Annotated in this window: 27 protein-coding genes and 1 pseudogene; 13 read left to right on the top strand and 15 right to left on the bottom strand. The window is 62.0% G+C overall.

Annotation, left to right across the window (positions count from 1 at the left end; all coding sequences use genetic code 11):
* Positions 1–192: 192 nt before the first annotated feature.
* Positions 193–1089, bottom strand: coding sequence for a cation transporter (locus tag NFG58_RS20940; protein ID WP_045991694.1), 897 nt, complete (start codon positions 1087–1089; stop codon positions 193–195).
* Between the two features lie 97 nt (positions 1090–1186).
* On the opposite strand from NFG58_RS20940, the gene cadR reads away from it, so the two are divergent.
* Positions 1187–1594, top strand: a complete 408-nt coding sequence (cadR, locus tag NFG58_RS20935) for a Cd(II)/Pb(II)-responsive transcriptional regulator (RefSeq protein WP_045991695.1) — start codon at positions 1187–1189, stop codon at positions 1592–1594.
* A 280-nt stretch (positions 1595–1874) separates the two neighbouring features.
* On the opposite strand, the gene NFG58_RS20930 is transcribed toward cadR, so the two are convergent.
* Positions 1875–3257 carry a DegQ family serine endoprotease gene (locus tag NFG58_RS20930; RefSeq protein WP_045993875.1) on the bottom strand — a complete coding sequence of 461 codons (1383 nt, stop codon included), beginning with the start codon at positions 3255–3257 and terminating at the stop codon, positions 1875–1877.
* Between the two features lie 206 nt (positions 3258–3463).
* Here NFG58_RS20930 and NFG58_RS20925 point away from each other — a divergent pair, with 206 nt between their 5' ends.
* From NFG58_RS20925 to NFG58_RS20915, 3 genes are all read left to right on the top strand, one after another.
* The gene (locus NFG58_RS20925; protein ID WP_045993874.1) at positions 3464–4378 is read left to right on the top strand and encodes a cation diffusion facilitator family transporter; all 915 of its coding nucleotides are present in this window, start codon (positions 3464–3466) and stop codon (positions 4376–4378) included.
* 139 nt (positions 4379–4517) lie between these two features.
* On the top strand, positions 4518–5156 hold the full coding sequence (locus NFG58_RS20920) for a thioredoxin domain-containing protein (RefSeq protein ID WP_231498567.1): 639 nt from the start codon (positions 4518–4520) through the stop codon (positions 5154–5156).
* Entirely contained in the window at positions 5153–6376 is a 1224-nt protein-coding gene (locus NFG58_RS20915; RefSeq protein WP_197037084.1) for a M23 family metallopeptidase, read from the top strand. The genes NFG58_RS20920 and NFG58_RS20915 overlap by 4 nt, the downstream gene beginning before the upstream one ends.
* Before the next feature lie 306 nt (positions 6377–6682).
* Here NFG58_RS20915 and NFG58_RS20910 read toward each other — a convergent pair whose 3' ends face one another.
* The gene (locus tag NFG58_RS20910; RefSeq protein ID WP_045993872.1) at positions 6683–7141 is read right to left on the bottom strand and encodes a helix-turn-helix domain-containing protein; all 459 of its coding nucleotides are present in this window, start codon (positions 7139–7141) and stop codon (positions 6683–6685) included.
* An 89-nt stretch (positions 7142–7230) separates the two neighbouring features.
* Between NFG58_RS20910 and NFG58_RS20905 the strand changes: the two genes are divergently transcribed.
* The 7 genes from NFG58_RS20905 (at position 7231) to NFG58_RS20875 (ending at position 14651) form a co-directional block, all read left to right on the top strand.
* Positions 7231–9429 (top strand): heavy metal translocating P-type ATPase, encoded by a 2199-nt coding sequence (locus tag NFG58_RS20905; protein WP_035470168.1) that lies wholly within the window; start codon positions 7231–7233, stop codon positions 9427–9429.
* Entirely contained in the window at positions 9426–9929 is a 504-nt protein-coding gene (gene lspA, locus NFG58_RS20900) for a signal peptidase II (RefSeq protein ID WP_348827298.1), read from the top strand. Before NFG58_RS20905 ends, lspA begins: the two co-directional genes overlap by 4 nt.
* 34 nt (positions 9930–9963) lie before the next feature.
* Positions 9964–11436 carry an apolipoprotein N-acyltransferase gene (gene lnt / locus NFG58_RS20895; RefSeq protein WP_348827297.1) on the top strand — a complete coding sequence of 491 codons (1473 nt, stop codon included), beginning with the start codon at positions 9964–9966 and terminating at the stop codon, positions 11434–11436.
* 101 nt (positions 11437–11537) lie between these two features.
* Positions 11538–12533, top strand: coding sequence for a L,D-transpeptidase family protein (locus NFG58_RS20890; protein ID WP_239452581.1), 996 nt, complete (start codon positions 11538–11540; stop codon positions 12531–12533).
* Positions 12534–12846: 313 nt separating this feature from the next.
* Positions 12847–13620: a cytochrome c oxidase assembly protein gene (locus NFG58_RS20885; protein WP_071211138.1), complete on the top strand. Its 774-nt coding sequence runs from the start codon at positions 12847–12849 to the stop codon at positions 13618–13620.
* Positions 13598–14062: a copper chaperone PCu(A)C gene (locus tag NFG58_RS20880; protein WP_348827296.1), complete on the top strand. Its 465-nt coding sequence runs from the start codon at positions 13598–13600 to the stop codon at positions 14060–14062. Before NFG58_RS20885 ends, NFG58_RS20880 begins: the two co-directional genes overlap by 23 nt.
* 10 nt (positions 14063–14072) lie before the next feature.
* Positions 14073–14651, top strand: a complete 579-nt coding sequence (locus tag NFG58_RS20875; protein WP_045993868.1) for an SCO family protein — start codon at positions 14073–14075, stop codon at positions 14649–14651.
* A 172-nt stretch (positions 14652–14823) separates the two neighbouring features.
* Here the strand turns inward: NFG58_RS20875 and NFG58_RS20870 are convergent, their stop codons facing one another.
* The 8 genes and pseudogenes from NFG58_RS20870 to merT all read right to left on the bottom strand — a co-directional run bounded on the left by NFG58_RS20870 (position 14824) and on the right by merT (position 19351).
* Positions 14824–15789 carry an arsenic resistance protein gene (locus NFG58_RS20870; protein WP_348827295.1) on the bottom strand — a complete coding sequence of 322 codons (966 nt, stop codon included), beginning with the start codon at positions 15787–15789 and terminating at the stop codon, positions 14824–14826.
* Positions 15790–15915: 126 nt separating this feature from the next.
* Positions 15916–16128, bottom strand: coding sequence for a rhodanese-like domain-containing protein (locus tag NFG58_RS20865; protein WP_052704443.1), 213 nt, complete (start codon positions 16126–16128; stop codon positions 15916–15918).
* Positions 16129–16143: 15 nt separating this feature from the next.
* Positions 16144–16593 (bottom strand): hypothetical protein, encoded by a 450-nt coding sequence (locus NFG58_RS20860; protein ID WP_108450084.1) that lies wholly within the window; start codon positions 16591–16593, stop codon positions 16144–16146.
* Between the two features lie 54 nt (positions 16594–16647).
* Positions 16648–16962 (bottom strand): metalloregulator ArsR/SmtB family transcription factor, encoded by a 315-nt coding sequence (locus tag NFG58_RS20855; protein WP_201771152.1) that lies wholly within the window; start codon positions 16960–16962, stop codon positions 16648–16650.
* A 70-nt stretch (positions 16963–17032) separates the two neighbouring features.
* Positions 17033–18421, bottom strand: a pseudogene (gene merA / locus NFG58_RS20850) (mercury(II) reductase); the annotation flags it as partial.
* A 10-nt stretch (positions 18422–18431) separates the two neighbouring features.
* Positions 18432–18689 carry a mercury resistance system transport protein MerF gene (merF, locus tag NFG58_RS20845; protein ID WP_045993863.1) on the bottom strand — a complete coding sequence of 86 codons (258 nt, stop codon included), beginning with the start codon at positions 18687–18689 and terminating at the stop codon, positions 18432–18434.
* A 2-nt stretch (positions 18690–18691) separates the two neighbouring features.
* A complete protein-coding gene (gene merP / locus NFG58_RS20840; protein WP_108450086.1) occupies positions 18692–18988 on the bottom strand; it encodes a mercury resistance system periplasmic binding protein MerP in 297 nt (98 codons plus the stop codon).
* A 12-nt stretch (positions 18989–19000) separates the two neighbouring features.
* Positions 19001–19351 carry a mercuric ion transporter MerT gene (gene merT, locus NFG58_RS20835; protein ID WP_045993861.1) on the bottom strand — a complete coding sequence of 117 codons (351 nt, stop codon included), beginning with the start codon at positions 19349–19351 and terminating at the stop codon, positions 19001–19003.
* Positions 19352–19422: 71 nt separating this feature from the next.
* On the opposite strand from merT, the gene merR reads away from it, so the two are divergent.
* Positions 19423–19830 carry an Hg(II)-responsive transcriptional regulator gene (gene merR, locus NFG58_RS20830; RefSeq protein WP_045993860.1) on the top strand — a complete coding sequence of 136 codons (408 nt, stop codon included), beginning with the start codon at positions 19423–19425 and terminating at the stop codon, positions 19828–19830.
* Positions 19831–20698: 868 nt separating this feature from the next.
* On the opposite strand, the gene NFG58_RS20825 is transcribed toward merR, so the two are convergent.
* The 3 genes from NFG58_RS20825 to NFG58_RS20815 all read right to left on the bottom strand — a co-directional run bounded on the left by NFG58_RS20825 (position 20699) and on the right by NFG58_RS20815 (position 24363).
* The gene (locus tag NFG58_RS20825) at positions 20699–21769 is read right to left on the bottom strand and encodes an IS256 family transposase (RefSeq protein WP_108450087.1); all 1071 of its coding nucleotides are present in this window, start codon (positions 21767–21769) and stop codon (positions 20699–20701) included.
* A 128-nt stretch (positions 21770–21897) separates the two neighbouring features.
* Positions 21898–23124 carry an integrase arm-type DNA-binding domain-containing protein gene (locus NFG58_RS20820; protein ID WP_348827294.1) on the bottom strand — a complete coding sequence of 409 codons (1227 nt, stop codon included), beginning with the start codon at positions 23122–23124 and terminating at the stop codon, positions 21898–21900.
* 375 nt (positions 23125–23499) lie between these two features.
* On the bottom strand, positions 23500–24363 hold the full coding sequence (locus NFG58_RS20815) for a YicC/YloC family endoribonuclease (protein WP_108131998.1): 864 nt from the start codon (positions 24361–24363) through the stop codon (positions 23500–23502).
* 223 nt (positions 24364–24586) lie between these two features.
* Here NFG58_RS20815 and rph point away from each other — a divergent pair, with 223 nt between their 5' ends.
* On the top strand, positions 24587–25324 hold the full coding sequence (gene rph, locus NFG58_RS20810; protein ID WP_045992108.1) for a ribonuclease PH: 738 nt from the start codon (positions 24587–24589) through the stop codon (positions 25322–25324).
* 109 nt (positions 25325–25433) lie between these two features.
* On the opposite strand, the gene NFG58_RS20805 is transcribed toward rph, so the two are convergent.
* Positions 25434–26201 (bottom strand): exodeoxyribonuclease III, encoded by a 768-nt coding sequence (locus NFG58_RS20805; protein ID WP_045992107.1) that lies wholly within the window; start codon positions 26199–26201, stop codon positions 25434–25436.
* Positions 26202–26239: the final 38 nt, after the last annotated feature.

The raw sequence follows: 26239 nt of genomic DNA, 5'->3' as shown, positions 1-26239 counted from the left end.
GTCTCGATGCCCAGCAGCTTCGCCGTGACCGGATCCTGACGAAAGGCGTCCAGATCGGACGCGCGCCATTGCCCGTGGCGAGGGAGGCCACCAGGCTCCAGAGTGTCTTCGCAACACTGGCGTCGTGCTTGAGGTGACTTTGCTAGGTGAACTGGCTCAGCAGGCCACTGAATAGCTATTAATAGACATTATTTAACCCTTGAGCGCCAGAATGCGCCTGGCACCGTTGAGCACAATGACCCCCGCGATGGTGCCGATAATCAGATCCGGATAATTGGTTCCGGTCCACGCGACCAAGGCGCCGGCGGTGATGACCCCCAGGTTGATCACCACGTCATTGGCCGAGAATATCCAGCTTGCCTTCATGTGCGCCCCGCCCTCTCGATGTTTGGATATCAGCAGCAGACAACTGGTATTGGCAATCAATGCGACGAATGCGATAGCCATCATCATCAGCGATTCAGGCTCGCTACCGAATACAAAGCGCCTGACCACCTCTGCGAGTACGCCAACCGCCAGAATCAGTTGGAGCACACCTGCAAGATGCGCGGCACGCACCTGCATTTTTACGCTATGCCCAACCGCATACAGGGCGAGCCCGTACACGGCCGCATCGGCAAAATTGTCTAGGGATTCTCCAATCAGGCCGGTGGAGTGCGCGATCAGGCCGGCCGTCATTTCCACCACGAACAGGACCGCATTGATACCGAGCAACCAACGCAGGGTGCCGGACTCCTGCGCGGCAGAGGCCGACGTGTCACCGACCGCCTTGATCGACTCAGGATCGGCAGCGGCCGTTTCCTGAAGCGAGGCTCCTAGCCCCAAGGTTGTCAGTTTTGCGGTGATGGGCTCGACCTCGCCGTCATGCACGACCTCTAATCGGCGGTTCGACAAGTCGAAGGACAGCACCCGAATCTCCTCAAAGCCGTTCAGGGCAAGGCGAATCATTCGCTCTTCCGATGGACAGTCCATCTTCGGCACGGCATAAACGCTGACCCATTTCCCCGATGCTTCGGAGGAGCGACGCATATCGGTATCCGCTATGGGCGTCGCATCGCCGTCACAGGGGGCTCCACAGGTTTTGCTCATGATACGACTCCACTTGAATATTATCGGGCTATCATTTAAAACCATATAGTCACTATAAGGTCAACAGAGCGGAGAGAATCCGTTGAGGAGGAGCTTGGTGCGTATTGGTCAGTTGGCAGAGTTGGTAGGGGTCGATACACAGACGATCCGCTTCTATGAACGACAGGGCCTGTTACCGTCGCCTGAACGGCAGGAGAACGGTTACCGTGTCTATACCGAGGAACATGGTGAGCGGCTGGCTTTCATTTGTCGCTGCAGAATCCTGGACCTGTCGCTAGCAGAGATTCACGAGCTACAGAGGTATCAGGACGACCCTCACCAACCTTGTGCCGCCGTGAACGCTTTGCTCGATGATCACATCTCTCACGTGCGCTCGCAGATAACCGCTCTACAGGCGCTTGAGAAACAACTCGTTTCACTGAGAGCGAGTTGCAACGATGGCCGGGAAGTTGAGGCGTGTGGGGTTCTTGCTGGAATTAGCGAGGGAAGCATGCACCAACAGTAGGTTGACGCATCAACCATTAAATCCGGATACCCCCCCCAGCCGTGCATTAGGGCTTGTCTGAAAAGTGCCTACGCTCGGTAATACGGCGTTAAAAATCGGATCAACATGCTCATTTACACCCCGTAAGCTGCGCTGTCTCACCGATTTTTGCCTTGTCTAACCTTCGCTCGCCGACTTTTCGGACAGAGCCTAGAATGTACGAGAGTCTGAAGAAACGCCCCAGCGATCCTGTTCGCCAGGGCGCCGCTGTGCTGATGTATTGAACGCTACTCAGTCGCGGTTAGTCACCATTGCCCACTCGCAGGGCCACGAAGTAGGTGCGGCCTTCGCGGTTGAGCAGAACAGGCACCGCTTGATCATCTGGCAGGCGGGTCAGCATCTCCTTCAGCTGTTCCGGACTCTCTACCGGCTGCTGGCCCAGTCTGACCAGCACATCGCCGGGGCGAATGCCGACGGCAGCGGCATGTCCGGCGGGGGCCACCTTGACGATGCGCACCCCGTGATCGATGCCAAGCCGACGCTTCTCCATGTCGTTCAACGGCTGAACCGCGATGCCCAGTCGAACCGGGTCGCCATCGGATTGACCGGGGCCGGCATCCGGCCACTCGCCAACTTCCACCGTGATGGTCTCCTGCTGACCATCGCGCAACACGGAGAGATCAACGTCTTCGCCGGGGGCCGTCTCACCGATCAGGCGCGGCAGCGTGGTGGAGTGGTCCACTTCCTGGCCGTTCACCTCAAGGATGACATCACCGGCCTTGAGGCCGCCTTCTGTCCCAGGGCTGCCGGGCTCGACCTGGGCAATCAAGGCACCCTCGGCCTGCTCCATGCCGAAGGACTCCGCCAGGTCCTTGGATACCGGCTGGATGCTGACGCCCAGCCAGCCGCGGCTCACGTACCCCTCTTCACGGAGCTGGTTGGCCACATCCAGTGCCACATCAATGGGAATGGCGAAGGAGAGGCCCATGTAGCCTCCACTACGGGTCAGGATCTGGGAATTAATGCCCACGACCTCACCGTCGAGGTTAAACAGTGGTCCGCCCGAGTTGCCCGGGTTGATCGCCACATCGGTCTGGATGAAGGGAACGTAGACGTCTTGGGGCAGGGTGCGGTTGATGGCACTGATGATCCCGGACGTCACCGAGTGGTCGAAGCCGAAGGGTGAGCCTATGGCGGCGACCCACTGGCCGACCTGGAGGTTGTCGGAGTTGCCCAGTTGCAGGGTGGGTAGGTTATCCGCCTCGACCTTGAGGACCGCCACATCGGTCTTCTCGTCGGCCCCCACCAGCTCGGCCGAGAGTTCGCGACGGTCGTTGAGGCGCACCAGAATCTTGTCGGCCTCCTTGACCACGTGCGCGTTGGTCATGATGTAGCCGTCTTGATCGAAGATGAAGCCCGACCCCAGTGACCGACGCGGCTCTTCATTGCGATTGGGCGCACCGCCAGGTGGCATCGGGAAGCGGTCGTCGAAGAAGTCACGGAAGATCTCCGGCACCTCCTGCCCCCCAAATTGCCGTGAGGACGTCATGGACCTCTCGACCTTGCGGGAGGTGGAGATGTTGACCACGGCCGGCGCGGCCTCGTCGACCAGTTCCGTGAAGTCCGGCAGCTGTGGCTCGGCGAGGGCTGGCGTTGCCACCATCAGCAGTAAAGCTAAGCTCATCAGCCAGGCGTGCGAGTAAGGCTTGGGTATCACAATGGGCTCCTTCCGGGGGCATGGAACATGGTAGCCAACTTGGTACAGTGCCCACTATGCAAAGTTCCGTACTCCTAACCCCGGCTCGGCCTTCAACAGAGTTCGGGCTTGAAGCTTGAGTTGCTATAGGTTTTATACTGCTGGGTCATCAGGTGACACCACAAGGATGACGCATGGGACATCATCACGATCATCCCCATCTTGCCCCCACCTCTGGTGACCGTCGGGTGAGTATCGCCATCTGGGCCAACGGGATATTGACCCTTGCCCAGATCGTTGGGGGCATTCTGGCGGGAAGCCTCTCGCTGATCGCGGATGCGCTGCACAATTTTTCCGACATGGCTGCGCTTGTCATTGCGTTTGCTGCCCGCAAGATCGCGAGACGACCGCCCGACTCACAGATGACGTTTGGCTATGGCCGAATCGAGGTTGTCGCAGCGCTGATCAACTACACCACCCTCATTATCGTTGGCATTTATCTAATTTACGAAGGCTTCATGCGCATGATCGACCCGCCAGAGATTCAGGGCTGGATAGTCGTTATCATTGGCATTGTCGCTCTTCTTGTCGATGCGCTAACGGCCTTGCTCACCTGGTCGATGCAAAAACATAGCGTCAATATCCGCGCCCTCTTCCTGCACAACCTGTCTGATGCCTTTGCGTCCATCGCCGTGATCATCGGGGGCTCACTGATTCTGCTGTATGACATGCGTTGGGTAGACCCCGCGATTACGATCGGTATTGCACTCTATATTCTCTATCTTGCCTTTACGGAGATAGGTACCCCTATCCGGACACTGATGCTGGGCTCGCCACCCGATGTCGATGGTCAATCCGTCATTGATCTCCTGCGCAGCGTCGAAGGGGTTGAGGATGTGCATCATGTTCACCTATGGCAAATGCAGGAGAATACCGCCGCGCTTGACTGCCACGTGGTGACGACGGAAGCCGGCTGGCAGCAGCTCGAGGCGATCAAGGCGGATATCAAAGCTCAGCTGAAAGCGCGCTTTGGCATTGGCCACTCCAGCTTGGAATTCGAGCATATTGATTATGCACATCAGGATGCCAACCTTTATGGGCATGGATAACACGCCACTATTCGCCGACTTAGGCACCCAACAGCGGCTGAGCTCCACTCAGCAGTATCCTGAGCTTTTTTAAACCTAACTCTTTGAAGTTGAGAGAAAAATGTACAAAAAGGCGACGTTTATCCTGGCCGGAGCGTTGATGCTGACGGCCATCATCGTGATCGTGTCGAGGCCCTCGTTGTTGGGCATGGGCGCCGAGACGGCGAGCCGAGAGGGTGCACAGGCCGAGAATTCGCTGGTGCGCGCGCACTCGCCGGTCCTAGGATCGGAAGAGGCACCGGTGACGGTCGTGGAGTTCTTCGACCCGGCCTGTGAGGCCTGCCGTGCCTTCTATCCGCTGACCAAACGCATCCTGGAAGCCTACCCCGAGAAGGTGCGGCTGGTGGTGCGCTACACCCCCTTCCACGGAGACGTATCCGAAACCGCCATTCGCGTGCTCGAAGTGGCCAGGCGCCAGGATGCCTTCCAACCGGTGCTGGAGGCGCTGCTGGCTCGGCAGAGCCAGTGGGCGGCTCATGGCAGTGTCGATGAGGAAGCGATCATGGAGATCGCCAGCGAGGCCGGACTGAACAGAGCCACAGCCGAAGAGCAGCTCAATTCACCAGAGGTACAGGCGGTCTTCGACCAGGACAAGGCTGACGTCGAGGCCAACCAGATCAGCAAGACGCCGACCTTCTTCGTCAATGGCGAGCTGTTGGACCCCTTCGGCATGCAGGAGCTGGTCGACGCCGTTAACCGTGAGGTAGCCGAGGTCTCCGGCGAAGGGGATGCATCATGACACGACGCTGGTTGCTAGCGGGACTGATGGTCCTGAGCCCCGTGTTGGCTGAAGCCCGTTGGCAAGAGCGTGCCGGATTATCACCGGCCAAGCCGGTATCGGCCAGGGCACAAGGTCGCGTCGCCCAAGAGCTCACTGTGGCACCAGGGGATACCCTGGACGCACTGCTGCAGCAGCTTGGCGTGGATGCCGAGATGCGCACCCAAGCGGCGACCTCGCTGGCGAACAGGTTCGACCCGAGACGATTGCTGCCCGGAGATCGTATCACTTTCACCTCTATGGCGACGGGACAGCCGGTGTCGGTGGCCATCGAGCGTGACTCGGGTATTCAGTACGTCGTCACCCTGGGTGAGCGTCCGTCGACGCGCATTGTCCAGCCTCGCCTCGACACCCTGACCTTGGGTCGTGAAGTAGATGTCAAGACGTCACTCTATGCCGCCTTGGAGGCTGAGGAGATACCCAGGCGTTTCGCAGCAGAGCTTGACATGCTGCTGGGCGGACTCATGGACACACGCCGTGATATCGCGGGGGGCGAGCGCCTGCAATTACTGTGGGAAGAAGATCGCCGTGAGGATGGCACTCGAGTCGGGCCTCCCCGTCTGACCTATATGAGGTTGGTTGACCAGGGGGAGCGGCTGGAGGTGCTGTGGCCGGCGGACCAGAGAACCACCGTGATGCTATTTAAAAATGGTAGCCTCTTGGACTCCTTGCAGATTCCGGTTCTCGGCGCACGCCTGACATCTCCCTTCGGCAACCGGCGCCATCCCGTATCCGGAGAGGTCCGACGTCATGACGGTATCGATCTTGCCGCGCCTCGCGGCACCCCGGTCATGGCCACCGCACGGGGGCGCATTTCCTTCATCGGTCGCCGGGGAGGTTATGGTCGTGTCGTCGAGATAGAGCACGAGACGGGCACCATCAGTCGCTATACGCACCTCAGCCGGTTCGTCGCCAGGCTGGCGGTCGGGGACTCCATCAAGGCCGGCGAAAAACTGGGTGAGGTAGGGGCCTCCGGACTCGCCACGGGGCCCAACCTGCACTACGAGGTGAGAGTGGATGACCGCCCCGTGGATCCTCTCGAGGAAGGGCAGCTCATCCTTCTGAGTGAGTCACCCACACGCCAGGAGTATCGCAGCGCACTTTTCGAGGCTCGGACACGTCTGCAAAAAAACATTGGAACGTCCGCTGCTCCCGATCTGGCCGCATTGGACAATCGATAAGCCACCAGGCGGGCTTGCGATGCAACCCGCCTCGGTGGGCACGATCTGCCTATCGTCATGAGACCCTACCGCCTCAGCGGCAATCGCTTCACCCGGGAAGGGGGTATGGAAGGTATCTCGACAGTCACGCTGGGTTTTTAGGCAGCCTCACCGCCGGCGTGATGGTGTATGTCATTGGCCATGAGATCACTCCCGAGACCATCGCAGCGGTCACCAGAACAAGGCGACCCTGGGAGTCTCAATGGAGCATGGTGATCATGCTGCTCCTGAATGTCTCAACTAGGGCACGCTGGGACGCGCAGGAGGTTACCCAAAGTCGTGAGCGCCTTTGTGGGCTGTCTCACTGATACACAGCTGGTGATCACTCAGCACCTCGATGATCCGGCAGCTTTCGACTTTCCCCCCATCACACTGGCTCACCATCCGCCTGAGCTCGTCACGCAGTGCCGAGAGCCGCTGCAGACGTGTCTCCACTTCCTCCAGGTGATGCTTGGCAACGGCATCGACCTCCTGACAGGACATGTCGGGCTGGTCGGACATCGCCAGTAGCTCACGTACCGCATCCACCGAGAAGCCGAAGTCCCGGGCATGGCGAATGAAGGTCAGCCGTCTGACGGCGCGCTCGTCGTAGCGACGCTGACCCCCTTCAGTCCGTAAGGTGTTTTCCAGCAGCTCGATGCGCTCATAGTAACGCACCGTTTCAGGCTGGCAGCCGGTACGGCGAGCCAACTCCCCGATACCGATGGCATGGCTAATCTCCGGCATCCTGATGCTCCTCTTGCATGACTTGAACCTGTAGTTGCTACAGGGATTATGCTTCCGGACAAGATTAAGACATTCGGAGAGGCAGCGCCATGACCGAACCAACGCAAGGCACCATCCCGTCGACGCTGACACTGCAGGTGGAAGGCATGGACTGCGGCGGCTGCGAGCGCAAGGTAGAGGCCGCTCTGGGCCGCCTGGAGGGCATCGGGGAGGTGTCGGCCAGTTCGGTCACCGGATCGGTGAGGATTCACCCTCAACAGGATACGACGCCTTCTCATGAGGCGATCGAGCGGATCCTTAACGAGCTCGGCTACCAGCTTGCCACCGATGATGAGGGAGATGAGGCGGATGCCGCTCCGGCCTCTTGGTGGCAGACCGCCAAGGGACGCTTGGTGCTCGTCACGGGGGGGCTGCTGGCTCTGGCCTTCGTTCTCCGCCTGGTCTGGCCTAGCCTAGGCAACTGGCCCTTCGTAGCGGCCACCCTGGTGGGGTTGGTGCCCATTGCACAAGGCGCCTGGGGTGCGCTGAAGATGCGCAACCCCTTCACCATCGAGATGCTGATGAGCATCGCCGCCTTGGGGGCCCTGGCCATCAATGCCGCCGCCGAAGCGGCGGTGGTGGTCTTCCTGTTCGCCGTAGGCGAGTTGCTGGAGGGGGTGGCCGCGTCGAGGGCGCGACGCAGCATCTCGGCCCTGGCGGACCTGACGCCGTCCACGGCGAGGCTGATGGAGGATGGGGATACCCGTGAGGTCTCGGCCGCCTCGCTCACGCCTGGGCAGCGAGTCCTGGTGCGACCGGGCGACCGCGTGCCCTGCGATGGACGTATTCTGACCGGCGAATCCGACCTGGATGAGTCACCGATCAACGGGGAGTCGGTGCCCCGCACGCGGGCGCCGGGGGACGACGTCTTTGCCGGCACGGTCAACCTCGATGCCGCCCTGGAGGTGGAGGTAACCCGCGGCGCCGAGGACAACACCATCGCACGGGTCATCCGCCTGGTGGAGGAGGCCCAGGCCGCCAAGGCGCCGGTGGCACGTTTCATCGACCGCTTCGCTCGCTACTACATGCCGGCGGTGGTGGGGCTCGCCCTGCTGATGGCGGTGGTGCCGCCGCTGGTCTCGACCATGGCCTGGTCGGAATCGATCTATCGCGCCCTGGCCCTGCTGTTGATCGCCTGTCCCTGTGCTCTGGTGATCTCAACCCCCGCGGCGATCGCTGCCGGCCTCTCGGCGGGCGCCCGGCGGGGCCTGCTGATCAAGGGCGGCGCGGTGCTCGAACAGCTGGGTAAGCTGCGGACGGTGGCGCTGGACAAGACCGGCACCCTCACCGCCGGCACCCCCAAGGTCACCGACGTGGAGGACTGGGCCACTGGCCAGGGCACGCAAGAGATCCTGAGGCTGGCGGCTGGGATGGAACGTGACTCCAGCCACCCCATCGCCACGGCCATCCTCGCCCACGCTGAGCAGTTGGGCCTTTCCCTTCCACTGGCGAGTGAGAGCCGCGCCCTGTCGGGCCGAGGGGTCTCCGGTCGGGTCGAGGGGCGTGAGTTGAGCCTGATCACCCCCCGCCACCTGGCAGAGCAGGCCGCCCTCGATCACGATCTGACCGCTCGGATCGCCGAGCTGGAACACGCCGGCAAGACTCTCGCCGTGCTGGTCGAAGGCGAGCGCCCGCTGGGCCTGATCGCCGTGCGCGATGAACCTCGCGACGATGCCCGGGAGGGGCTGACGGCGCTGTCGCGCCTGGGCGTGCAGGCGGTGATGCTCAGCGGTGACAATGCGCGTACCGTCGCGGCCATCGGTGACAGCCTGGGCATCGAGGCACATGGCGAGCTGATGCCCGAGGAAAAGGCCCAGCGCGTTCGTGACTGGCAGGCCGCCGGCCGAGGCCCAGTCGGCAAGGTGGGCGACGGTATCAACGATGCGCCGGCGCTGGCCGCGGCAGAGGTGGGCATCGCCATGGGCGGCGGCACGGATGTGGCACTGGAAACCGCGGATGCGGCGCTGCTCAAGAACCGCGTCGGCGGCATCGCCGAGCTGATCGCCCTGTCCCGGGCCACGCTGCGCAACGTCAAGACCAACGTCGCCCTGGCGCTGGGCCTGAAGGCCATCTTCCTGGTGACCACGGCGCTGGGCATCACCGGCATGTGGATCGCGGTGATGGCGGATACCGGCGCCACCGTGCTGGTGACCCTGAACGCCATGCGGCTGCTGGGCTATCGCTTCTCGCCAGGCAATAATGCCACGACTGGCTCGGCAAGCCCGCGCTACCAGGAAGCCACGTCATGAGGACAGAGCGGATACCGACAGTGCCGCGCCGCTGGTACTGGTTGGCATTGGCCGTTATGGTCGGCCTGGCCGACCAGGCCATCAAGGGGCTGGTGCAGGCGCTGATGCCGTATGGCCAGACCATCCCGCTAGCCCCGTTCTTCAATTGGGGCCACTGGTGGAACACGGGAGCGGCCTTCAGCTTCCTCGCCGATGCAGGCGGCTGGCAGCGCTATCTCTTCTTGGGCCTGACAGGGATGGTGACTATTGTCCTGACGATCCTGCTGTGCAGGCCCAGGCCCCGTCTGGAGGCGCTGGGGTACAGCTTGATGCTGGGTGGCGCGCTGGGCAATGGCATCGACCGCCTGGTACGAGGGTATGTCGTAGACTACCTGGACGTCTACTGGCATGAGTGGCACTGGCCCGCCTTCAACCTGGCGGATATCACCCTGTTCCTGGGTGTCATCGCCTTTGCGATTGCGGCCTTACGTGAGCGTCCCTCCCCCAGAGCGTCTGAGTAACGGCATGGATGCAGAGAACCTGCCAGTCCGGTACATGACGCTTGCCGGCCGGATCTCTCCGGCCCTCGGCTGTTTCCTGGCCCTGACCGCCGGGGGACTGACCACTCTCAGCGCCGCGCCCTTTGCGCTGTGGTGGCTGGGCCCGGTGGCGGTGGCACTGGTCTATTCCGGCATCCATGTCCTGACACCCGCTCAGGCCGGCCTCCGCGGCTGGTGCTATGGGGTGGGCCTGTTCGGCTCCGGTGCCTCCTGGGTCTTCGTCGCGATCCACGACTACGGCTATACGGGGGCGCCCCTGGCGCTCTTCCTCACCGGCCTGTTCGTGGCCAGCCTGGCGCTGTTCTTCGCCGTCCCCTTCTGGCTCTATCGCCGCGTCACGGGCCCACGCCTGGCCTTCCTCAGCTTCGCCGGCATCTGGGTACTCAGCGAGTGGCTGCGCACCTGGCTGTTTACCGGGTTTCCCTGGCTGCTGCTGGGCACGTCCCAGGTAGACTCGCCGCTGGCGGCCTGGGCCCCGGTGGGCGGGGTCTATCTGCTGTCGCTGATCACCGCCCTGACCGGCACCCTGGGCGTGGAACTGCTGAGACGACGCTGGTGGGCCGCGGCGCCCATCGCTGTTCTCTGGCTAGCCCCGATGGCCTTGCCGACCCAGTGGACCTTCCCGGCCGGCGAGCCGCTGCGGGTCGCCCTGCTGCAGGGCAACCTGGATCAGGCGATCAAGTGGACTCCCGAGGGGCAGCGCGAGGCGGCCAGTATCTATACGGCGTTGACCCTTGCACAGTCCAACGACCTCGACCTGGTTGTCTGGCCCGAGGCGGCCCTGCCGATGCTCGAGGAGGAGGCCCGGCCAATACTGGAGCGGGTGCAGTCAAACCTCGTCCCCGACACCGCCTTGCTCACCGGCATCCTGCAGCGCGACGGCGGCGACTACTACAACGGCGTGATCGGCCTGGGTAACGCCGAGGGAAAGTACCGTAAGGCGCGCCTGGTGCCCTTCGGCGAGTACCTGCCGTTGGAGAGCCTGCTCGCCGGCACCATCGCCTTCTTCGACCTGCCCATGCCCACCATGACGCCTGGCACCGACGATCAGGAACCGCTGCGCGCCGCCGGAACCACCATCGGTAACGCCATCTGCTACGAGATCATCTATGCCGACCGGGTGGCCGAGCAGGCGCGCGACGCCGAGCTGCTGCTGACGGTCTCCAACGACACCTGGTTCGGACGCTCCATCGGCCCCCTGCAGCATCTGCAGATGGCCCGCCTGCGCGCCCTGGAGAACGGCCGCTATCTGATCCGCGCCACCAGCAACGGGGTGACCGCCATCGTCGATACTCAGGGCCGTGTCACGGCCCGCGCACCACAGTTCCTGGCGACGAGCCTCCGCGGCGAGGCGCTGCCCATGGTGGGGAACACACCGTTCACACGTACCGGTAGCTGGCCGACCTGGGTGTTGGCCGCCTTACTGGTGCTGCTTGGATGGAAACTCAACACACGTCGGTCTGGATGATAATAGTCCAGTCGAAAAGGGAGAGAATAATGGCTTTATCGGAACGTCACTCTAGTACAGCGAGGAACGGTCCATGGTGGCAGCTCCGAGCACGCTCAGTGGTGGGGGTGCTGGTCGGTTGGCTGGCACTCATTAGCGTTGCTCAGGCCGAAGAGGAGAACGAGTGGCCCCGCGGCCACTATCCGCTGCCTGAGGAAGGCAATGTGATCGGCGACACCTACCGCATAACTGTGGATGATCGAGGAGATACCCTGCTCGATATCGCCAGGCGACACAACCTGGGGTACAGGGAGATCGTGCGCGCCAATCCGGATGTGAGTCTCTGGATTCCCGGCGAGGGTACCGAGGTGACCATACCCGGGCGCTTCATCCTGCCCGATGCTGAGCGCACCGGGATCGTCATCAACATCGCCGAGCTGCGCCTCTACTACTATCCGGAGGTTGACGATGGTGAAACGCCACGCGTTGAGACCTATCCCATCGGCATCGGTCGTGAAGGCTTCGGTACCCCCCTCGGTGTCACCGAAACCACCATGAATATCGAGAACCCTGCCTGGTACCCACCCGAGTCGGTCCAGCGTGAAGCCAGGGCACGCGGTGAGAAGGCGCCCAGCGTGGTGCCTCCGGGTCCGGATAATCCACTGGGGGATCATGCCATTATCCTGGGTTTCGACGGTTACTTGATTCATGGCACCAACCAGCCGGATGGTATCGGCATGCGTGCCAGCCGTGGCTGTATTCGCATGTTCCCTGAGGACATCGAGTCGATTTTCGACCGCGTGCCACCGAACACCCAGGTCCAAATCGTCAACCAACCCATCAAGATCGGCTGGGAGGAAGAGCAGCCGCTGGTTCAGGCATTCCCGCCGCTGGAAGAAGAAGGGCACAGCATGTCCGCGTTGGAAGACACCGTCACACGCCTCAACCAACGCGGTGTCGAGGGCTTGAGCTTCGATGATGGACAGCTTCGCGGCCTATTGGATGACCCCAGCGGTCGCATGGTGTCCCTGAACCCCAAGCCGGCGCCGGAACCGGATAGAAAGCACGACACTGGCTACAAGGGTATCTACGCAGAAATCGCGCTGCGTAGGCCATGACGACGACATGGCGAGTCTTGTCAGTCTCGTGAGCTGACTCGGTCGTGGCTTATCCAAGGTCTATCGCCCTCTGCATGGCCACTGGCGGTGCGTTGGGGCTCGGCCTTCCTCGCCTACCAGGCACCGAGGTGCGGGCTCTGGCTTTGCCTGCGTTTATAGGCCCACCTTGCCGCATGGTGCGGCGGGCTCCTAAGCTCACCATTGGCGTGCCGATTCTGGGGAGGGAAGGGCTATCGAGCTCGACGTCGCTCTGGGCTACCTGCTGCCGTGGGAGTTCTCACTGACCTGGTCGGCGAGCTGCCTGCTGGCCATCGTGCTCTACCTGCGAGGCCTGCGGCAGCGCAGACGGCGCGGCGAGGCCACCGGCGCGGGCCGAATCCTGGCCTACCTGCTGGGTGTCGCCACCATCTATGGCGTCACCCAGACTCATTACGACTACCTCGCCCAGTACATGTTCTTTACCCATCGGGCCCAGCACCTGGTGCTGCATCACGCCGGCCCCCTCCTGATCGCCCTGGCCGCCCCCTTGCCGGTACTGGCAGACGGCTTGCCGACTCGAATCAGACCCTTCCCCGGGTGGAGCCTGGCCGCGCGCCTGCTGCGTCCTGTTTATCGGACTCTGCAGCATCCACTGATCGCCCCCCTACTGTTCGTCGGGCTGATCTATTTCTGGCTGATTCCCGAGATCCACTTCGACGCCATGCTCAGCGCTGATCTCTATCAGGTGATGAACTGGAGCATGGCGCTGGATGGGTTGCTGTTCTGGTGGCTGATCCTGGATCGCCGCTCGCCGCAACAAGGCGGTCTCGGCTATGGCAAGCGTGTCGCCATCCTGTTGGCGGTGATCCCCCCGCAAATTCTCCTGGGCGCCTATATCACCTTCAGTCGCGACGTGATCTTCGATGTCTACGAGGTTTGCGGTCGCGCCTGGCCGCTGGATCCTCTGACTGACCAACTCCTCGGCGGCCTGCTGACCTGGATTCCCGCCTCGATGATGAGTGCCATTGGGGTTCTGATCATTCTCAGCTTTCTGTTCCGTGACGCCCGCAAGGAGGATGCCGCTGATGTCTCTCACGCCACACGCTAGTCTGCCGCGCCTGGCGAAACGCTGGTGCTGGGCCTTCCTGCTGCTGATCGCGACGCCCGGCACGGTGGCTGCTGCCGAACTGCAGGTCAGCGAGGCGCGTCTTCGGCTTCTGCCCGGGGACCTGCCCGCGGCAGGCTATTTCACCCTCACGAATACCAGTGAGATGGGCGTCACCCTGACAGGAGCGGATAGCCCCGCTTTCGGCAATGTCACCATGCATCGCACTGTCAATCAGGATGGCATCACCAGTATGCAACCCGTCGCCCAATTAGAACTGGCAGCGGGGGAGCAGATCGAGTTCGCACCGGGGGGCTATCATCTCATGCTCATGAAACGGACTCGCCCCCTCGTTGTTAGTGACGACATCGAGGTGAACCTTCATTTCGCCGGCGAGCAGCGACAGCGTGTCACCTTCCGCGCCGTGGCGCCGACAGCACAGTAGGGGGAGCAGGATGCACCGATGGATCATGGCACTATTCGTGACCCTATGGCTTGCGGGCTGCAGCGAGCCGCCTTGGCAGACCAAGGATATCTCGGGGCTCATGCCTCCCCTGGCGTTCGAGCTTGTCGACGAGAACGGCAAAGACGTCAACGCCGATCAGTTCCTCGGCAAGAGCACACTGCTGTTCTTCGGCTTCACTCACTGCCCCGATGTCTGTCCCACCACCCTCGCGCGCCTCGACGCCGCCACCCAACGCATGGATGAGGCGGCGCGCGACGACATTCAGGTGCTCTTCGTCTCGGTCGACCCTCGTCGCGATGACGCCGAGACGTTGCGAGAGTACACGGATGCCTTCGGCCCCCAGTTCATCGGCCTCACGGGGGATAAAGCGGCCCTCGATGAACTGACACGCCGCTATCGGGTGACCTACGGGTATGGCGAAGAGGACAGCGAAGGCAACTATGATGTGTCGCACTCCAGCGCTGTTTTCGCCTTCAATGATCAGGGAGAGGCGCGCCTGCTGATCCGCGACAGCGATCCTATGGAGGCCGTGGTTGCTGACCTCGAAAGGCTTGCCAGCGGTGCCTGAGTAGTCACTGTCCATCGCCCCTATCTTCCGTAGAGGATCGGTACGGTTCAGGGGGCTGCCGAGGGGGCTTGGCTAGGAGTACGGTGCAAGGTTCGTCGTTGCGCCTTGAGGCAGCCGAACACCACGTTCGATCACATTTTACTCCTGGAAATTGGATGGGGAGCTGCAAGGGCTATGTGTGAGAGGGCTCCGGGATCAACTTGCCTGGCACCCATCTCAGGTACACCACCATGCCGAACAGCTCGACCAGCGACTGGAAGACGATGACCACCACGGCGGCTTGCCAGGCATCGGGCAGCGTCAGGGCGATGGGTAGCACCACGAAGGAGTTGCGTGTGCCGAAGCTGAAGGTCAGAGTCCTGGCTGATGGCGCGGAGAGCCGGAAGAGCCTGCCGAGGGTCTTGCCCAGGATGGCGGCAAAGGCCAGGTAGGCGACGAAGATCGGCAGCACTTGCAGCAAGACCCCGCCGAGGCCGGCCACGGTCGTCACCTGGGAGGCCGCGATGACAAAGACCACCAGTGCCAGCAGGGGTACGGGCAGTAGGCCCAGGCCATGAACCCACCGTCTGGCATTGAGGTGACGCTCGGCCAGCCGCTCGGTCACCCAGGCCAGGGCCAAGGGGGTGAGAATCAATCCCGCGAAGGCGCTGAGGAGGTGGGTGCTGATCGCTGCCTGGAACCACTCCGCGCCCAGAAAGAGCCAGAGATAGACCGGTAAAGCCAGCAACTGCATGAGCAACAGCACCGGCGTGGCGGCAATGGCTCGGCCCGCATCGCCCTTGCCTAGGTGGGTGAAGCTGATGAACCAGTCGGTGCAGGGGACCAGCAGCACCAGTAGTACGCCGGCCTGCACGGCGGGCTTCAGAGGCAACATGGCCATCAGCCCACCTAGGACCATGGGAATCACCACGAAATTACCGAGCAGCAGCGCCGCCAGGAAGCGCCAACCCTTAAAGCCCTGGCCGATCCGCGTCAGCGGCACCTGGGTGAAGGTGGCATAGAGCAACCCACCAAGCAGCGGCCAGAGGAAGGCTTCGAGCCGGGCAGTCGCGTCTGGCTGGCGAAGCCCGATGGCCAGGCCCGCCAGGATAAAGAGTAGATAGATCCAGGATTGCTGCCGTTCCATCCAGTCGCGCACGGGCAAGCGTCCCTCTCAGTGTTCCAGTAACAACCCGTCGGCCTGCCAGGCCCGTTTACCGCCCACATAGTGGAAGACCGCCGTGTAGCCGAGGCGGGTCAGGCGCTCGGCGGCACGGCCGGCCCGCTAGCAGTCCTCGCTGGCGCAGTACACGACGATGGTCGCCTGCTTGTCGGGAAGCCGTCGGGGCGCCTCGTCCAGGATATCGTCGGAGACGATGTTGATGGCCCCCGGCAGGTGCCCCTTGGCGAAGGCAGCGGCCGGCAGGGTATCCACCAGGGCGACGTTCCGGTACCGCCGCTGCCAATCCCGCAGGGTCGCGGTATCGATCGTTGGCATGGCAGATCTCCGGGCTCAGGCGTGAGACGGCTTGGCAACGTAGCGGTCCAGTCCCCACAGTAGCAGGCCGAACAGCAGGTGCGGCAGGGCGGACGCCGGGATCAGCTGGGGACCGATCGCCAGGCCGGCGAACCCCCAGCCCACCACGGGGAAGAACACCACCAGGATCACCCCCCATAGCACGGCGGCCAGGCCCAGCGCGGTCGGTAGGGTCTTGCGCGGGAAATAGCGCACGAACACCCCCGACCAGAAAGTCACGTAGGCCGTATGGAAGAGCTGGCCGACTGGCAACGGCAGAGACCGCCCTAGCAGAGTCTCGGCGAAGGCCAGGGAAGGTGGCTGCGGGAAGGGCGATACGCCGGCTTTCAGCAATGTCACCATCACGATGGCGGTCAGCGCCGACACCGCGATGCCGATGCCGATAGACCTGAGCCAAGAAGGTTTGGCGCGAGTGGTTTGGATCATCTTGCGCTCCTCTTGATGACGTTGATGAGTGATCTTTGAGAAACCGGCGGCACCTTACCGGCTGCCGGAGGTGGGGCAGCGGGGGCCACAGCTGGCGTCTGACTCACGACAGCAAGCGCCGACCAGGTGGTCCGTCATTGCCAGCAAGGCGTCGAACTCCGCGCGGTAATAGACGAACTGGCCCTCACGGCGCGACGCAACCAGGCCTGCGACCGCGAGTTTCTGCAAGTGGAAGGTCAGTGCATTCGGCGCCGTACCCAGCCGCTCGGCGAGCTTGCCTGCCGCCAGGCCGGCAGGCCCTGCCGCCGCTAGCTGACGAATGGCCGCCAGGCGGACGGGGTGAGCAAGAGCGGCTAGCTTGGCTGCCACGAGGTCATCATCATATTGGTCCATGATTCAACGTTAGATGAAACAATGATTTCATGCAATATTGAAATCATTACCCCGCACAGCAGGACAACTGCGTCACGTCCTTGGTGAAGGTCTGGGCGCAGAGCTTGAGGCCTTCCACCATGGTCAGGTAGGGGAACAGCTCATCGCCGATGGCCTGTACCGTCATGCGCGCGCGGAGTGCCATCACTGCCGTCTGGATCAGCTCGCCGGCGTCCCCCGCCACCGCCTGCACCCCCAGCAACCGCCCCGAGTCGCGTTCGGCCACCATCTTGATGAAACCACCGGTGTCGAAATTGACCAGCGCACGCGGCACGTTCTCCAGATCGAGCACGCGGGTCTCCACGTCAAAGCCCTGCTCGAGTGCCTGGGCTTCCGTGAGGCCGACGGTGGCCACCTGGGGATCGGTGAAGATCACCTCCGGCATGGCGCTGAGGTCTAGGGTGGCATCGCCCCCGGTCATGTTGACGGCGGCCCGACTGCCCCCGGCGGCGGCGACATAGACGAACTCCGGCTGATCGGTGCAGTCACCGGCGGCATAGAGGCTCGGTACCGTGGTTTGCAGGTGCTCATCCACCAGAATCGCCCCGCGCACGGTTTCCACGCCGATGCTCGCCAGGTTCAGGGCCTCGGTATTGGGTGTCCGTCCGGTGGCCACCAGCAGTTGGTCCGCACGAAGGGTCCCGGCGTTGGTGTCCAGCACGAACTCGCCATTGGTATAGTCCACGCGGCTGGCCTGGGACTGATTGAGCACCTCGATGCCCTCGCAGTAGAAGGCTGCCTCTACGGCCTCACCCACCGCCGGGTCTTCCTGGGAGAGCAGACGGCTGCGGGCCAGCACCGTGACCCGGCTGCCCAGCCGGGCGAAGGCCTGGGCCAGTTCCAAGGCCACCACCGAGGCCCCGATCACGATCAGCTGTTCGGGAAGGGTGTCCAGGGCCAGTGCGCTGGTGGAGGTTAGGTATGGGGTATCGGCCAGGCCCGGCACCGGCGGCTCTGCCGGTCGGGCGCCGGTGCCGATGAAGGCGCGATCGAAGCGGACGGTTTGCTCGCCGCCCTCATTCAGCGTGACCGTCAGGCTATGGGCATCGACGAACCGCGCCTCCCCCTTCAGGACCGTGATGGCCGGGTGGTCGCGGAGTATGCCTTCATACTTGGCATCGCGCAGTTCCTCGACACGCCGCTGTTGCTGCTCGAGCAGCTTGGCCCGATCTACCACCGGCGCTTGGCTGCTCAGGCCGGCATCGAAGGGGCTTTCCGTGCGCCAGTGGGCGATATGGGCCGCGCGAATCATGATCTTGGAAGGTACACAGCCGGTGTTGACGCAGGTGCCGCCGAGGGTGCCGCGTTCTATCAGGGTGATGCGGGCGCCGCGTTCGGCGGCCTTTAGAGCCGCCGCCATGGCGGCTCCACCGCTGCCGATCACCGCGATGTGCGGGTTCTTGTCATCACTCATGAGGGGAATTCCTTGAATCGGTAGAGGCGTTGTCACCCCAGGCGTCGTATTGCTTCTTGCGCCATAGCGCATAGAGGGTCAGGCCGATGAAGAAGGCCAGGGCAGGAAGCAGCACCACGTCCAGATAGCCGGTCAGTGCCGCCAGGCCAACGGTGCCAAGCAGGATCACCAGGATGGGTGTAAAGCAGCACAGCGCCATCAGGACGGTGCCAATCACGCTTGCGCGCAGCAGGGTCTTGGGGTTCTTCATGGTCACTCCCGATCCGCTTCCGAGGGTGTCGGGGATGAGGGGTAGCCGGCGTTGGTGGTGGCTTCGGTCAATGCTTCGACGGACGTTCGTGAATCGTCGAAGGTGACCACCGCCTCACGATCCGGGTAGCTCACATCGACTTGCGAGACGCCGTCTACCTTGTTGAGGGCGGCCTTGACGGTGAGAGGGCAAGCGGCACAGGTCATGCCCGGCACCGACAACGTCACGGTCTGCGGGGCGGCCCAGGCCGACGTAGCGAGCGTCGCGGAAAGCACAATACAGGCAGCGAGTCGTTTCATGGTGATCTCCTCTTAATAGAACAGGGGCAGGAGGTAAGGAAACAGCAGCGCGATCAGCACCAAGGCAGCGACGATCCAGAAGATGGCTTTATACGTCGTGCGAACCTGTGGCATCGCGCAGGTTTCGTCTGGCTTACAAGCGGTGGCAGGCCGGTAGATTCGGCGCCAGGCGAAAAACAACGCCACCAGTGCCACTCCCACGAAGAACGGGCGATAGGGTTCCAGGGCCGTCAGGTTGCCGATCCAGACGCCCGAGAAGCCCAGTGCGACCAGCACAAGCGGCCCGAGACAGCAGGTCGAAGCGAGGATCGCAGCGAGGCCGCCGGCTGCCAGGGCACCACGACCGTTCTTGGATTCCGGCATGAGATTGTCCTTCTGAATTCTTGGTCGATACGCTAACGTTACTTCCGTAGTCAACTACGGAGTCAAGCTCGATGAATGAGGCACCGGAAAATCTGACCATCGGCACCTTTGCCCAAGCGGCCGGGGTCAATGTGGAAACGATCCGCTTCTATCAGCACAGGGGGTTGTTGCCGACGCCGGAGCGCCCTCCTGGCGGCATCCGGCGCTATGGCAGCGCCGACGTGGCGCGCGTGAAATTCGTGAAAGCGGCGCAGCGGCTGGGATTCAGCCTGGACGAGATCGGGCAGCTACTGGCTCTGGAGGATGGTGCTCATTGCAGCGAGGCGGCGGAACTGGCGTCACAGCGGCTTGACGACGTGCGCGCCCGGCTGGCTGATCTGACCCGCATCGAGGTCGCCTTATCCCGGCTGGTCGATGAATGCCATGTGCATCAAGGGAAGGTGTCGTGCCCGCTGATCGCCGCCCTGCATGACTGGTAGGTCATGCAGGGGCTCGTCGTTGTGGTGCTGCCAGCTTCTGACATTCCATGCAGCCATCTTTTGAAACTTACAGTCTTGAAGAACTCCGACATGCGATGCAGCGAAGACCTTGACAGCTGTTGGGGGCCAGCAGGGCTTCCATGATGGAGTTGATACGTCTGTTGGGTGAAAATTTCATGCTTGGCCTCCCAAGTTAGTGGGCTGTGGATAGAGATGGCGACGTTATTGCGCCGTGCCGCCCTGTGCGGCGTTTTATGTCGCTACCTAATGATTTCCGTATCTCACAGCATAAAAGCGGCTCTGGGCCGCTCAGCGCCATTTCGTGGGAAAGAGGGTGGTGATCGAGACGATATGTCGCCTCTACTGTCTCGGCCGTGTAGTCGCCTAGCTTGAGAAGCCTGAGGTATCACCGCTAACGAGGGGGATCGGGAAGAGCGGGTGCCAGAGGTCCGTGTGATAGGCTTTGCGAGATATTCGATGGCGAAAAGGCACGAGGTAGGGAATGACGGATCATAGTCAGGATAACCACGAGTCTCATACAGTGGGACACGAGGGAGCTAGTACCAGGCACCGGCGGCAGAGGTTTGGCCTGAGTGAGCATTGGCGTGAGCAAGCTAGGAAGGTGGCTTCTGATGAGCTTGATGATGCCGCAGAGACTTCACCTATGCCCGATACAGGACCTTCTTTTTCGTTTCCCAATGCATCACACGATGATGAGCCACCGGTCACTGTGAAGTCGCTCTTTCACGACCCCGAAACTCAGAGCGTACTCAATGCACCTTGGCCCTACAGCCCATCGGAACCTGTGTTAAGCAATGAGCCTGTTGCTGCTCGTTTTGGAGTTATCGTCAAATCTGGTGGATGGCGGTCAGGCCGCATTCCTGTCTGATTGATCGGCTACCTGCTCCCCGTCCTGGAACTTGACGTTGCTGACGACCAGCTCCAACTTCTGGAAGTGCTTGATCCGCCTCCAGCGTTTCTGGGCAGTCTGGAGCAGTTTGAAGACCATCGCCAGGGTCGTATCCCGGGAGCCGCAGTTCCGGCTGCGCTTCGTCCTCAGACGGACCGTGGCGAAGGTCGACTCGATCGGGTTGGTAGTGCGGATGTGCACCCAGTGCTCTGCCGGAAAGTCGTAGAACGCCAGCAGTTCATCCCGATCCTTGGCCAGGCATTCCATCGCCTGGGGGTACTGGGCGCCAAAGCGCTTCAGCGTGCGGTCGAAGGCCTGATGGGCTGCCTCGCGCGTCTCAGCCATCCAGATCTCGTGAAGGTCGGCCTTGACCTTGGGCTGCACCGACTTGGGCAGCTTGTTCAGCACATTGGCGGTCTTGTGAACCCAGCAACGCTGGTGCGCCGTGGCTGGATAGATCTTGCTCAGTGCCTTCCAGAAGCCCAACGCACCGTCGCCGATCGCCAGCTTGGGGGATTCCGTCAGGCCACGCTCTCGCAGGCCCGTGAGCAGCTCTTTCCAGCTGGCTTCCGACTCGCGATGGCCATCCTCGACGGCAACCAGTTCCTTGCGGCCATGTGCCGTGACGCCAACGATCACCAGCAAACACAGGCGGTCATCCAGACGCACGTTGCTGTAGACGCCATCGGCCCACCAGTAGACGTAACGGCGGTCCGCCAGATCCCGCTGACACCAGGCCTTGCGTTCGTCTAACCACTGGGCCTTCAATCGCGAGACCGTGTTGGCCGACAGGCCCTTCGCCTGGTCACCCAGCAGAGCCGACAGAGCCTCCTGATAATCGTCGGTGGAGATGCCCTTGAGATAGAGCCAGGGAATCAGCTCCTCGACGCTGCGGGCCCGCTTCAGGTAGGGCGGCAACAGGGTGCTGTTGAAGCAGGCCTTGCCGCCACTCCGGTCCCGTACCTTGGGCACCTTGACGGTGACCTCGGGTTCTGGCTGCGATAGGGCTCGGAGGGCAGAATCGGTCATGGCGTATCCACTCGTGTTGATTGAGATCTTGGTCGTGATCAATCAACAGGATACGCCACCCTTCCGACCTCCTCCCGTACACCAGAAATCACCATAGCTCGTTGGTGTGTAGAAATTTACGTTGTGAGTTAGGGAAGATTTATTGCAGGGCCAAGAAGGTTTGCGACCTTGATAATCGCTTCTTTTCGCTCGTCGAAGTAGTCGTAACGGTCGTAGATGCCTTCGACGCCCTTGAGCTTGTGATTCAAGCAACGCTCCGCGACATGCCCCGGTACACCAACGGCAGCGAGCAAGCTGCGGCAGGTGCGGCGTAGATCATGCACAGTAAACTCGGTGATATCGCCCATCCGGTTCTCTGGTTGCGGCTTCTTGCCAGGCTCCTTGCCAAATAGCTTGGCAATGGCACGATTCAGCGTGTCTTTGCCCATGTGGGCCCGCTTACTGCTGCGGCGATTAGGAAAGACATAGTCCGAGCCGCAGGCACGGATCTTGAGCTCTTCCAGCCAGCCGATGGTTTGCGGTGGGAGGGGAATGACGATCCCGGCGCCTGTCTTACTGCGCTCACCGCTCAGGTTCCACCGGCCGTTCTTAAGGTCGAATTCTGACCACTGGGCTTCGGTAAGTTCGGTCTTACGTACCCCCAGGACGAGCAGTAGCGCGCAGGCGAGGTAGTTGTCGCGGCTGAAGCTGTCGCTATTGTCTCTGAAGGCTTGGAAAACGTTGCGAATCTCATCGAGGCTCAAAACCCTATCGCGGCTTTTCTCAATACCGCCTGCGTCGTTGACGTTGAAAGCGGATGCTGGGTTGTAAGTTAAAATTCCCAGTTTTATGGCGTGGTTGAACATCTGTTTAAGATACATCAGTGTGTCATTAGCTATTGTCGGCCTACCGCTATTTGTTACTCTTCTAATTATTTCACGGATATCAATTGGGGTGACAGCATCCAGCGATCTACCCCCGATGAGGGGCGCCACTTCTTTTTTGTATATCCGCTTTGGGATAGCTGGGTGCTTGAGTCTTCTCTCTAGCTCTGGGTACCAGTCAGCAAACAGGTCCTCCACTGTCCTGATCAAGGCTTGGCTATCGCGTTTGCGTTCCTCGATGGGGTCAAGGCCTTCGCGTATAGACTTCTGGTTTTCAACCGCTTTCGTCCGAGCCTCGGCGAGAGAGAGGTGGGCATGTTTGCCCAGCGTCATCTCACGCCGCTTGCCAAACAGCGTGTATCGCAACATCCAGTAAGGAGTTCCTTTCCTCGGTATCATCAGGTATAGGCCGTTGCCGTTGCCGTCGCTGTAGCGCCCTGCTTTACCCTCCTTGACAAGCGACTGGCTCTTCTTAGCGGTAAGGCTTCCCATTATTTCCTCTCGTCCCCCGCGGAAAATAAAACAAACGACTGTTTGATAACTACTCGGGCTAGGCTTGGGCTAGATAGTCGGCTTAATGTCATATGAGCTCGTCACTGGCGCCTAGTGGGCCTTTTTCCAACGGCATTTAGAGTGCCAGCGGGCACCCCCCCCACTTGCTCCCGGTCATGCACTCGGATCGACATAGTTGGGGAGTATCTGTAAGGGTATGTGTCGGAGGGAGGAGAGGCAATACTTTTTCTCCCCGTTTTACTCCCCTATATGATCTGGATTTCCGGGGAGGTTGGTGGAACTTGGTGGACTTCTTGCACCTTTTTTCCATTTAAAAACAGTGGTTTAATGGTTTTTGATGGCCTTTGGTGGATTCTACTCGATGTTCTGAATCTGCTCGCGCATCTGCTCGATCAGTACCTTCAATTCCACCGCGCAGCGCGTGGTGTCGGCGACCACGGACTTGGACGACAGGGTGTTGGCCTCGCGGTTCAGCTCCTGCATCAGGAAGTCCAGGCGACGGCCGATGGGGCCTTTCTGCTTAAGCTGGCGGCCGACTTCGGTGACGTGGGTGTCGAGGCGGTCGAGCTCTTCGGCGACGTCGGCCTTCTGGGCCATCAGCACCACCTCGGCCTCGAGCCGGTGGGGGTCGAGCTCGACATTGAGGTTGGCGAGCTTCTCCTCGAGCTGGGTGCGCTGACGTTCGAGGATCTGCGGCATCCTTTCGCGTACCTCGGCCACCAGCTCATGGATGGCCGCCAGACGCTCCTCGATCAGCGCCTTGAGCTGCTCGCCTTCCCGGGCTCGGCCTTCCACCAGGTCATTCAGGGCCTGCTTGAACATCTGGTTGGCGGCTTGCTTGACCGCGTCCAGATCGAGGCCTCCGCCTTCGAGCACCCCAGGATGGCCGAGCATGGCCAGGGCGTCGGGCATGTGCACCTCGGGCAGGGTGGCGCGTACCTCGGCCAGGGCCGATGACAGGGCGGCGAGGCGCTCATGGTTGACGCTCAGGCTGTCGCTCTTGTCGCTGGCATCGAAGCGCAGGGTGCACTCGATCTTGCCCCGTGCCAGGCGCTTGCGCAGGGCATCGCGGAAGCCGGGTTCCAGGTCACGCAGGGCCTCGGGCAGACGGAAGTGCGGCTCCAGGTAGCGCTGGTTCACGCTGCGCAGCTCGAGCTGCAGGCTGCCCCAGTCGGCCTCGAGGTCCTGGCGCGAAAAGGCGGTCATGCTGTGAACCATGGCGGGTCTCCTGGCGATTTCCTGGCGAATTCCTGGCGTCGGGCGCGGTGGTGTCGCAAGGCCGTCGAGGGTGGGCTCGACACCGGTGAGCGCAGTGTACCCGATTCATCGGTCAAGGCGTGTAGAATGGGCGGCCTTCGTTTTCCATTCCATGATCGACGTCGTCCCCTTCGCTGCGCCAGGCGATGCCGCGGCAAGAGGCGTGTCGACCAAGAGAGGTGCCATGTCCACGGACATCCGTCGTCCCAGCGGACGCGCTTTTGACCAGACCCGCGAGATTCGTCTCACCCGTGACTACACCCGCCACGCCGAAGGCTCGGTGCTGGTCGAGTTTGGTGACACCAAGGTGCTGTGCAACGCCAGCGTCGAGGCCGGCGTGCCGCGCTGGTTGCGGGGCAAGAAGCAGGGCTGGGTCACCGCCGAGTACGGCATGCTGCCGAGGGCGACCCACTCGCGCAGCGGGCGCGAGGCGTCACGCGGCAAGCAGGGCGGCCGCACCCTGGAGATCCAGCGTCTGATCGGGCGTTCGCTGCGTGCGGCGGTGAACCTGAAGAAGCTTGGCGAGTTCACCATCACCGTGGACTGCGACGTGATCCAGGCCGATGGTGGCACGCGTACGGCTTCGATTACCGGGGGCTGCGTGGCGCTGATCGACGCCATCCGCTACCTGCAGCGCGAGAAACTGATCAAGACCGACCCCTTTTCGCAGCTGGTAAGCTCGGTGTCGGTGGGGCTCTATCGCGGTCAGCCGGTGGTGGATCTCGACTACCCGGAAGACTCCAGCGCCGATACCGACATGAACGTGGTGCTGAGCGAATCCGGCGAGCTGATCGAGGTCCAGGGCACCGCAGAGTCCGGCACCTTCACCCGTGGTCAGCTCAACGCCATGCTGGATCTGGCCGAAAAGGCCGGTAACGAGCTGTTCGAGCACCAGCGTGAGGCGCTCGGCAATCGCGCCTGAGCGGTCGCCGTGACGAGATGAGTCGCATGAACGAAGGCGCCGGCCCCCCGGGGGGCCGGCGCTTTCGTGTCCGGCCCCGGACCCGGGCCAGACGGCGACGAAGGGAGGCTTACAGTTGCAGGTCGTACTCGACGATCAGCGGCGCGAACTCCGAGAAGGTGGCGTCGTAGTCGATCCAGGCGTCGGTGATATGGCGACGGAAGTTCGGCCCGACGATCTGGTAGTCCAGGCGCCAGCCCTCCTGACGGGAGCGCGGCTGATCCTGGTCCAGCGCCGGCCACCAGGTGTACTCGTCACCGTCGCGGTTGATCTCACGGAAGGTGTCGATGAAACCGGTGGGGCCGAACACCTGGTCCATCCAGGCGCGCTCTTCGGCCTTGAAGCCGGGCGTCGTCTGGTTGTCGGCCCAGTTGGCCAGATCGATGGTCTTGTGGGCGATGTGCCAGGTGCCGCAGATGATGTACTCGCGGCGCTTGCGAGCCATCTTCGACAGGTACTCCTGGTACTGGGCCATGAACGCCTGCTTGGCGTCAGGATCGCTGCCGTCGGGCATCAGGAAGCTGGCGATCGAGAAGCGATCGTAGTCGGCCTGCAGAAAGCGTCCTTCATGGTCGCACTGGGGGAAGCCCAGGCCGTACATGATGGCCTTGGGGATCTTGCGGCAGTAGAGGCCGACCCCTGAGAAACCGTCCTGTTCGGCGTCGAGGAAGTAACCCTCGTAGCCCTCAGGATAAAGAATGCTGTCGTCCAGCTCGAAGCTTTTGGCCTTGATGTTCTGGACGCAGACAACGTCGGCGTCCTGGTTGGCGAGCCAGTCGAGAAAGCCTCGACCGACGGCCTCGCGGATGCCGTTTACATTGATGGTGGCGATTTTCATACGTGGTCCCTTTTGCGTCGCGCGTGTATGATACCCGA

It is taken from the genome of Halomonas sp. RT37 (genome assembly GCF_040070525.1).
Taxonomy (GTDB): domain Bacteria; phylum Pseudomonadota; class Gammaproteobacteria; order Pseudomonadales; family Halomonadaceae; genus Halomonas; species Halomonas litopenaei.
This window is presented reverse-complemented; position numbering and strand designations above follow the sequence as displayed.

Coding starts and splice junctions, on each gene's coding strand:
- NFG58_RS20940 (WP_045991694.1), bottom strand. CDS start 1,089: ATGAGCAAAACCTGTGGAGCCCCCTGTGACGGCGATGCGACGCCCATA.
- NFG58_RS20930 (WP_045993875.1), bottom strand. CDS start 3,257: ATGAGCTTAGCTTTACTGCTGATGGTGGCAACGCCAGCCCTCGCCGAG.
- NFG58_RS20925 (WP_045993874.1), top strand. CDS start 3,464: ATGGGACATCATCACGATCATCCCCATCTTGCCCCCACCTCTGGTGAC.
- NFG58_RS20920 (WP_231498567.1), top strand. CDS start 4,518: ATGCTGACGGCCATCATCGTGATCGTGTCGAGGCCCTCGTTGTTGGGC.
- NFG58_RS20915 (WP_197037084.1), top strand. CDS start 5,153: ATGACACGACGCTGGTTGCTAGCGGGACTGATGGTCCTGAGCCCCGTG.
- NFG58_RS20910 (WP_045993872.1), bottom strand. CDS start 7,141: ATGCCGGAGATTAGCCATGCCATCGGTATCGGGGAGTTGGCTCGCCGT.
- NFG58_RS20905 (WP_035470168.1), top strand. CDS start 7,231: ATGACCGAACCAACGCAAGGCACCATCCCGTCGACGCTGACACTGCAG.
- lspA (WP_348827298.1), top strand. CDS start 9,426: ATGAGGACAGAGCGGATACCGACAGTGCCGCGCCGCTGGTACTGGTTG.
- lnt (WP_348827297.1), top strand. CDS start 9,964: ATGACGCTTGCCGGCCGGATCTCTCCGGCCCTCGGCTGTTTCCTGGCC.
- NFG58_RS20880 (WP_348827296.1), top strand. CDS start 13,598: ATGTCTCTCACGCCACACGCTAGTCTGCCGCGCCTGGCGAAACGCTGG.
- NFG58_RS20875 (WP_045993868.1), top strand. CDS start 14,073: ATGCACCGATGGATCATGGCACTATTCGTGACCCTATGGCTTGCGGGC.
- NFG58_RS20865 (WP_052704443.1), bottom strand. CDS start 16,128: ATGCCAACGATCGATACCGCGACCCTGCGGGATTGGCAGCGGCGGTAC.
- NFG58_RS20860 (WP_108450084.1), bottom strand. CDS start 16,593: ATGATCCAAACCACTCGCGCCAAACCTTCTTGGCTCAGGTCTATCGGC.
- merF (WP_045993863.1), bottom strand. CDS start 18,689: ATGAAGAACCCCAAGACCCTGCTGCGCGCAAGCGTGATTGGCACCGTC.
- merP (WP_108450086.1), bottom strand. CDS start 18,988: ATGAAACGACTCGCTGCCTGTATTGTGCTTTCCGCGACGCTCGCTACG.
- merT (WP_045993861.1), bottom strand. CDS start 19,351: ATGCCGGAATCCAAGAACGGTCGTGGTGCCCTGGCAGCCGGCGGCCTC.
- merR (WP_045993860.1), top strand. CDS start 19,423: ATGAATGAGGCACCGGAAAATCTGACCATCGGCACCTTTGCCCAAGCG.
- NFG58_RS20825 (WP_108450087.1), bottom strand. CDS start 21,769: ATGACCGATTCTGCCCTCCGAGCCCTATCGCAGCCAGAACCCGAGGTC.
- NFG58_RS20820 (WP_348827294.1), bottom strand. CDS start 23,124: ATGGGAAGCCTTACCGCTAAGAAGAGCCAGTCGCTTGTCAAGGAGGGT.
- NFG58_RS20815 (WP_108131998.1), bottom strand. CDS start 24,363: ATGGTTCACAGCATGACCGCCTTTTCGCGCCAGGACCTCGAGGCCGAC.
- rph (WP_045992108.1), top strand. CDS start 24,587: ATGTCCACGGACATCCGTCGTCCCAGCGGACGCGCTTTTGACCAGACC.
- NFG58_RS20805 (WP_045992107.1), bottom strand. CDS start 26,201: ATGAAAATCGCCACCATCAATGTAAACGGCATCCGCGAGGCCGTCGGT.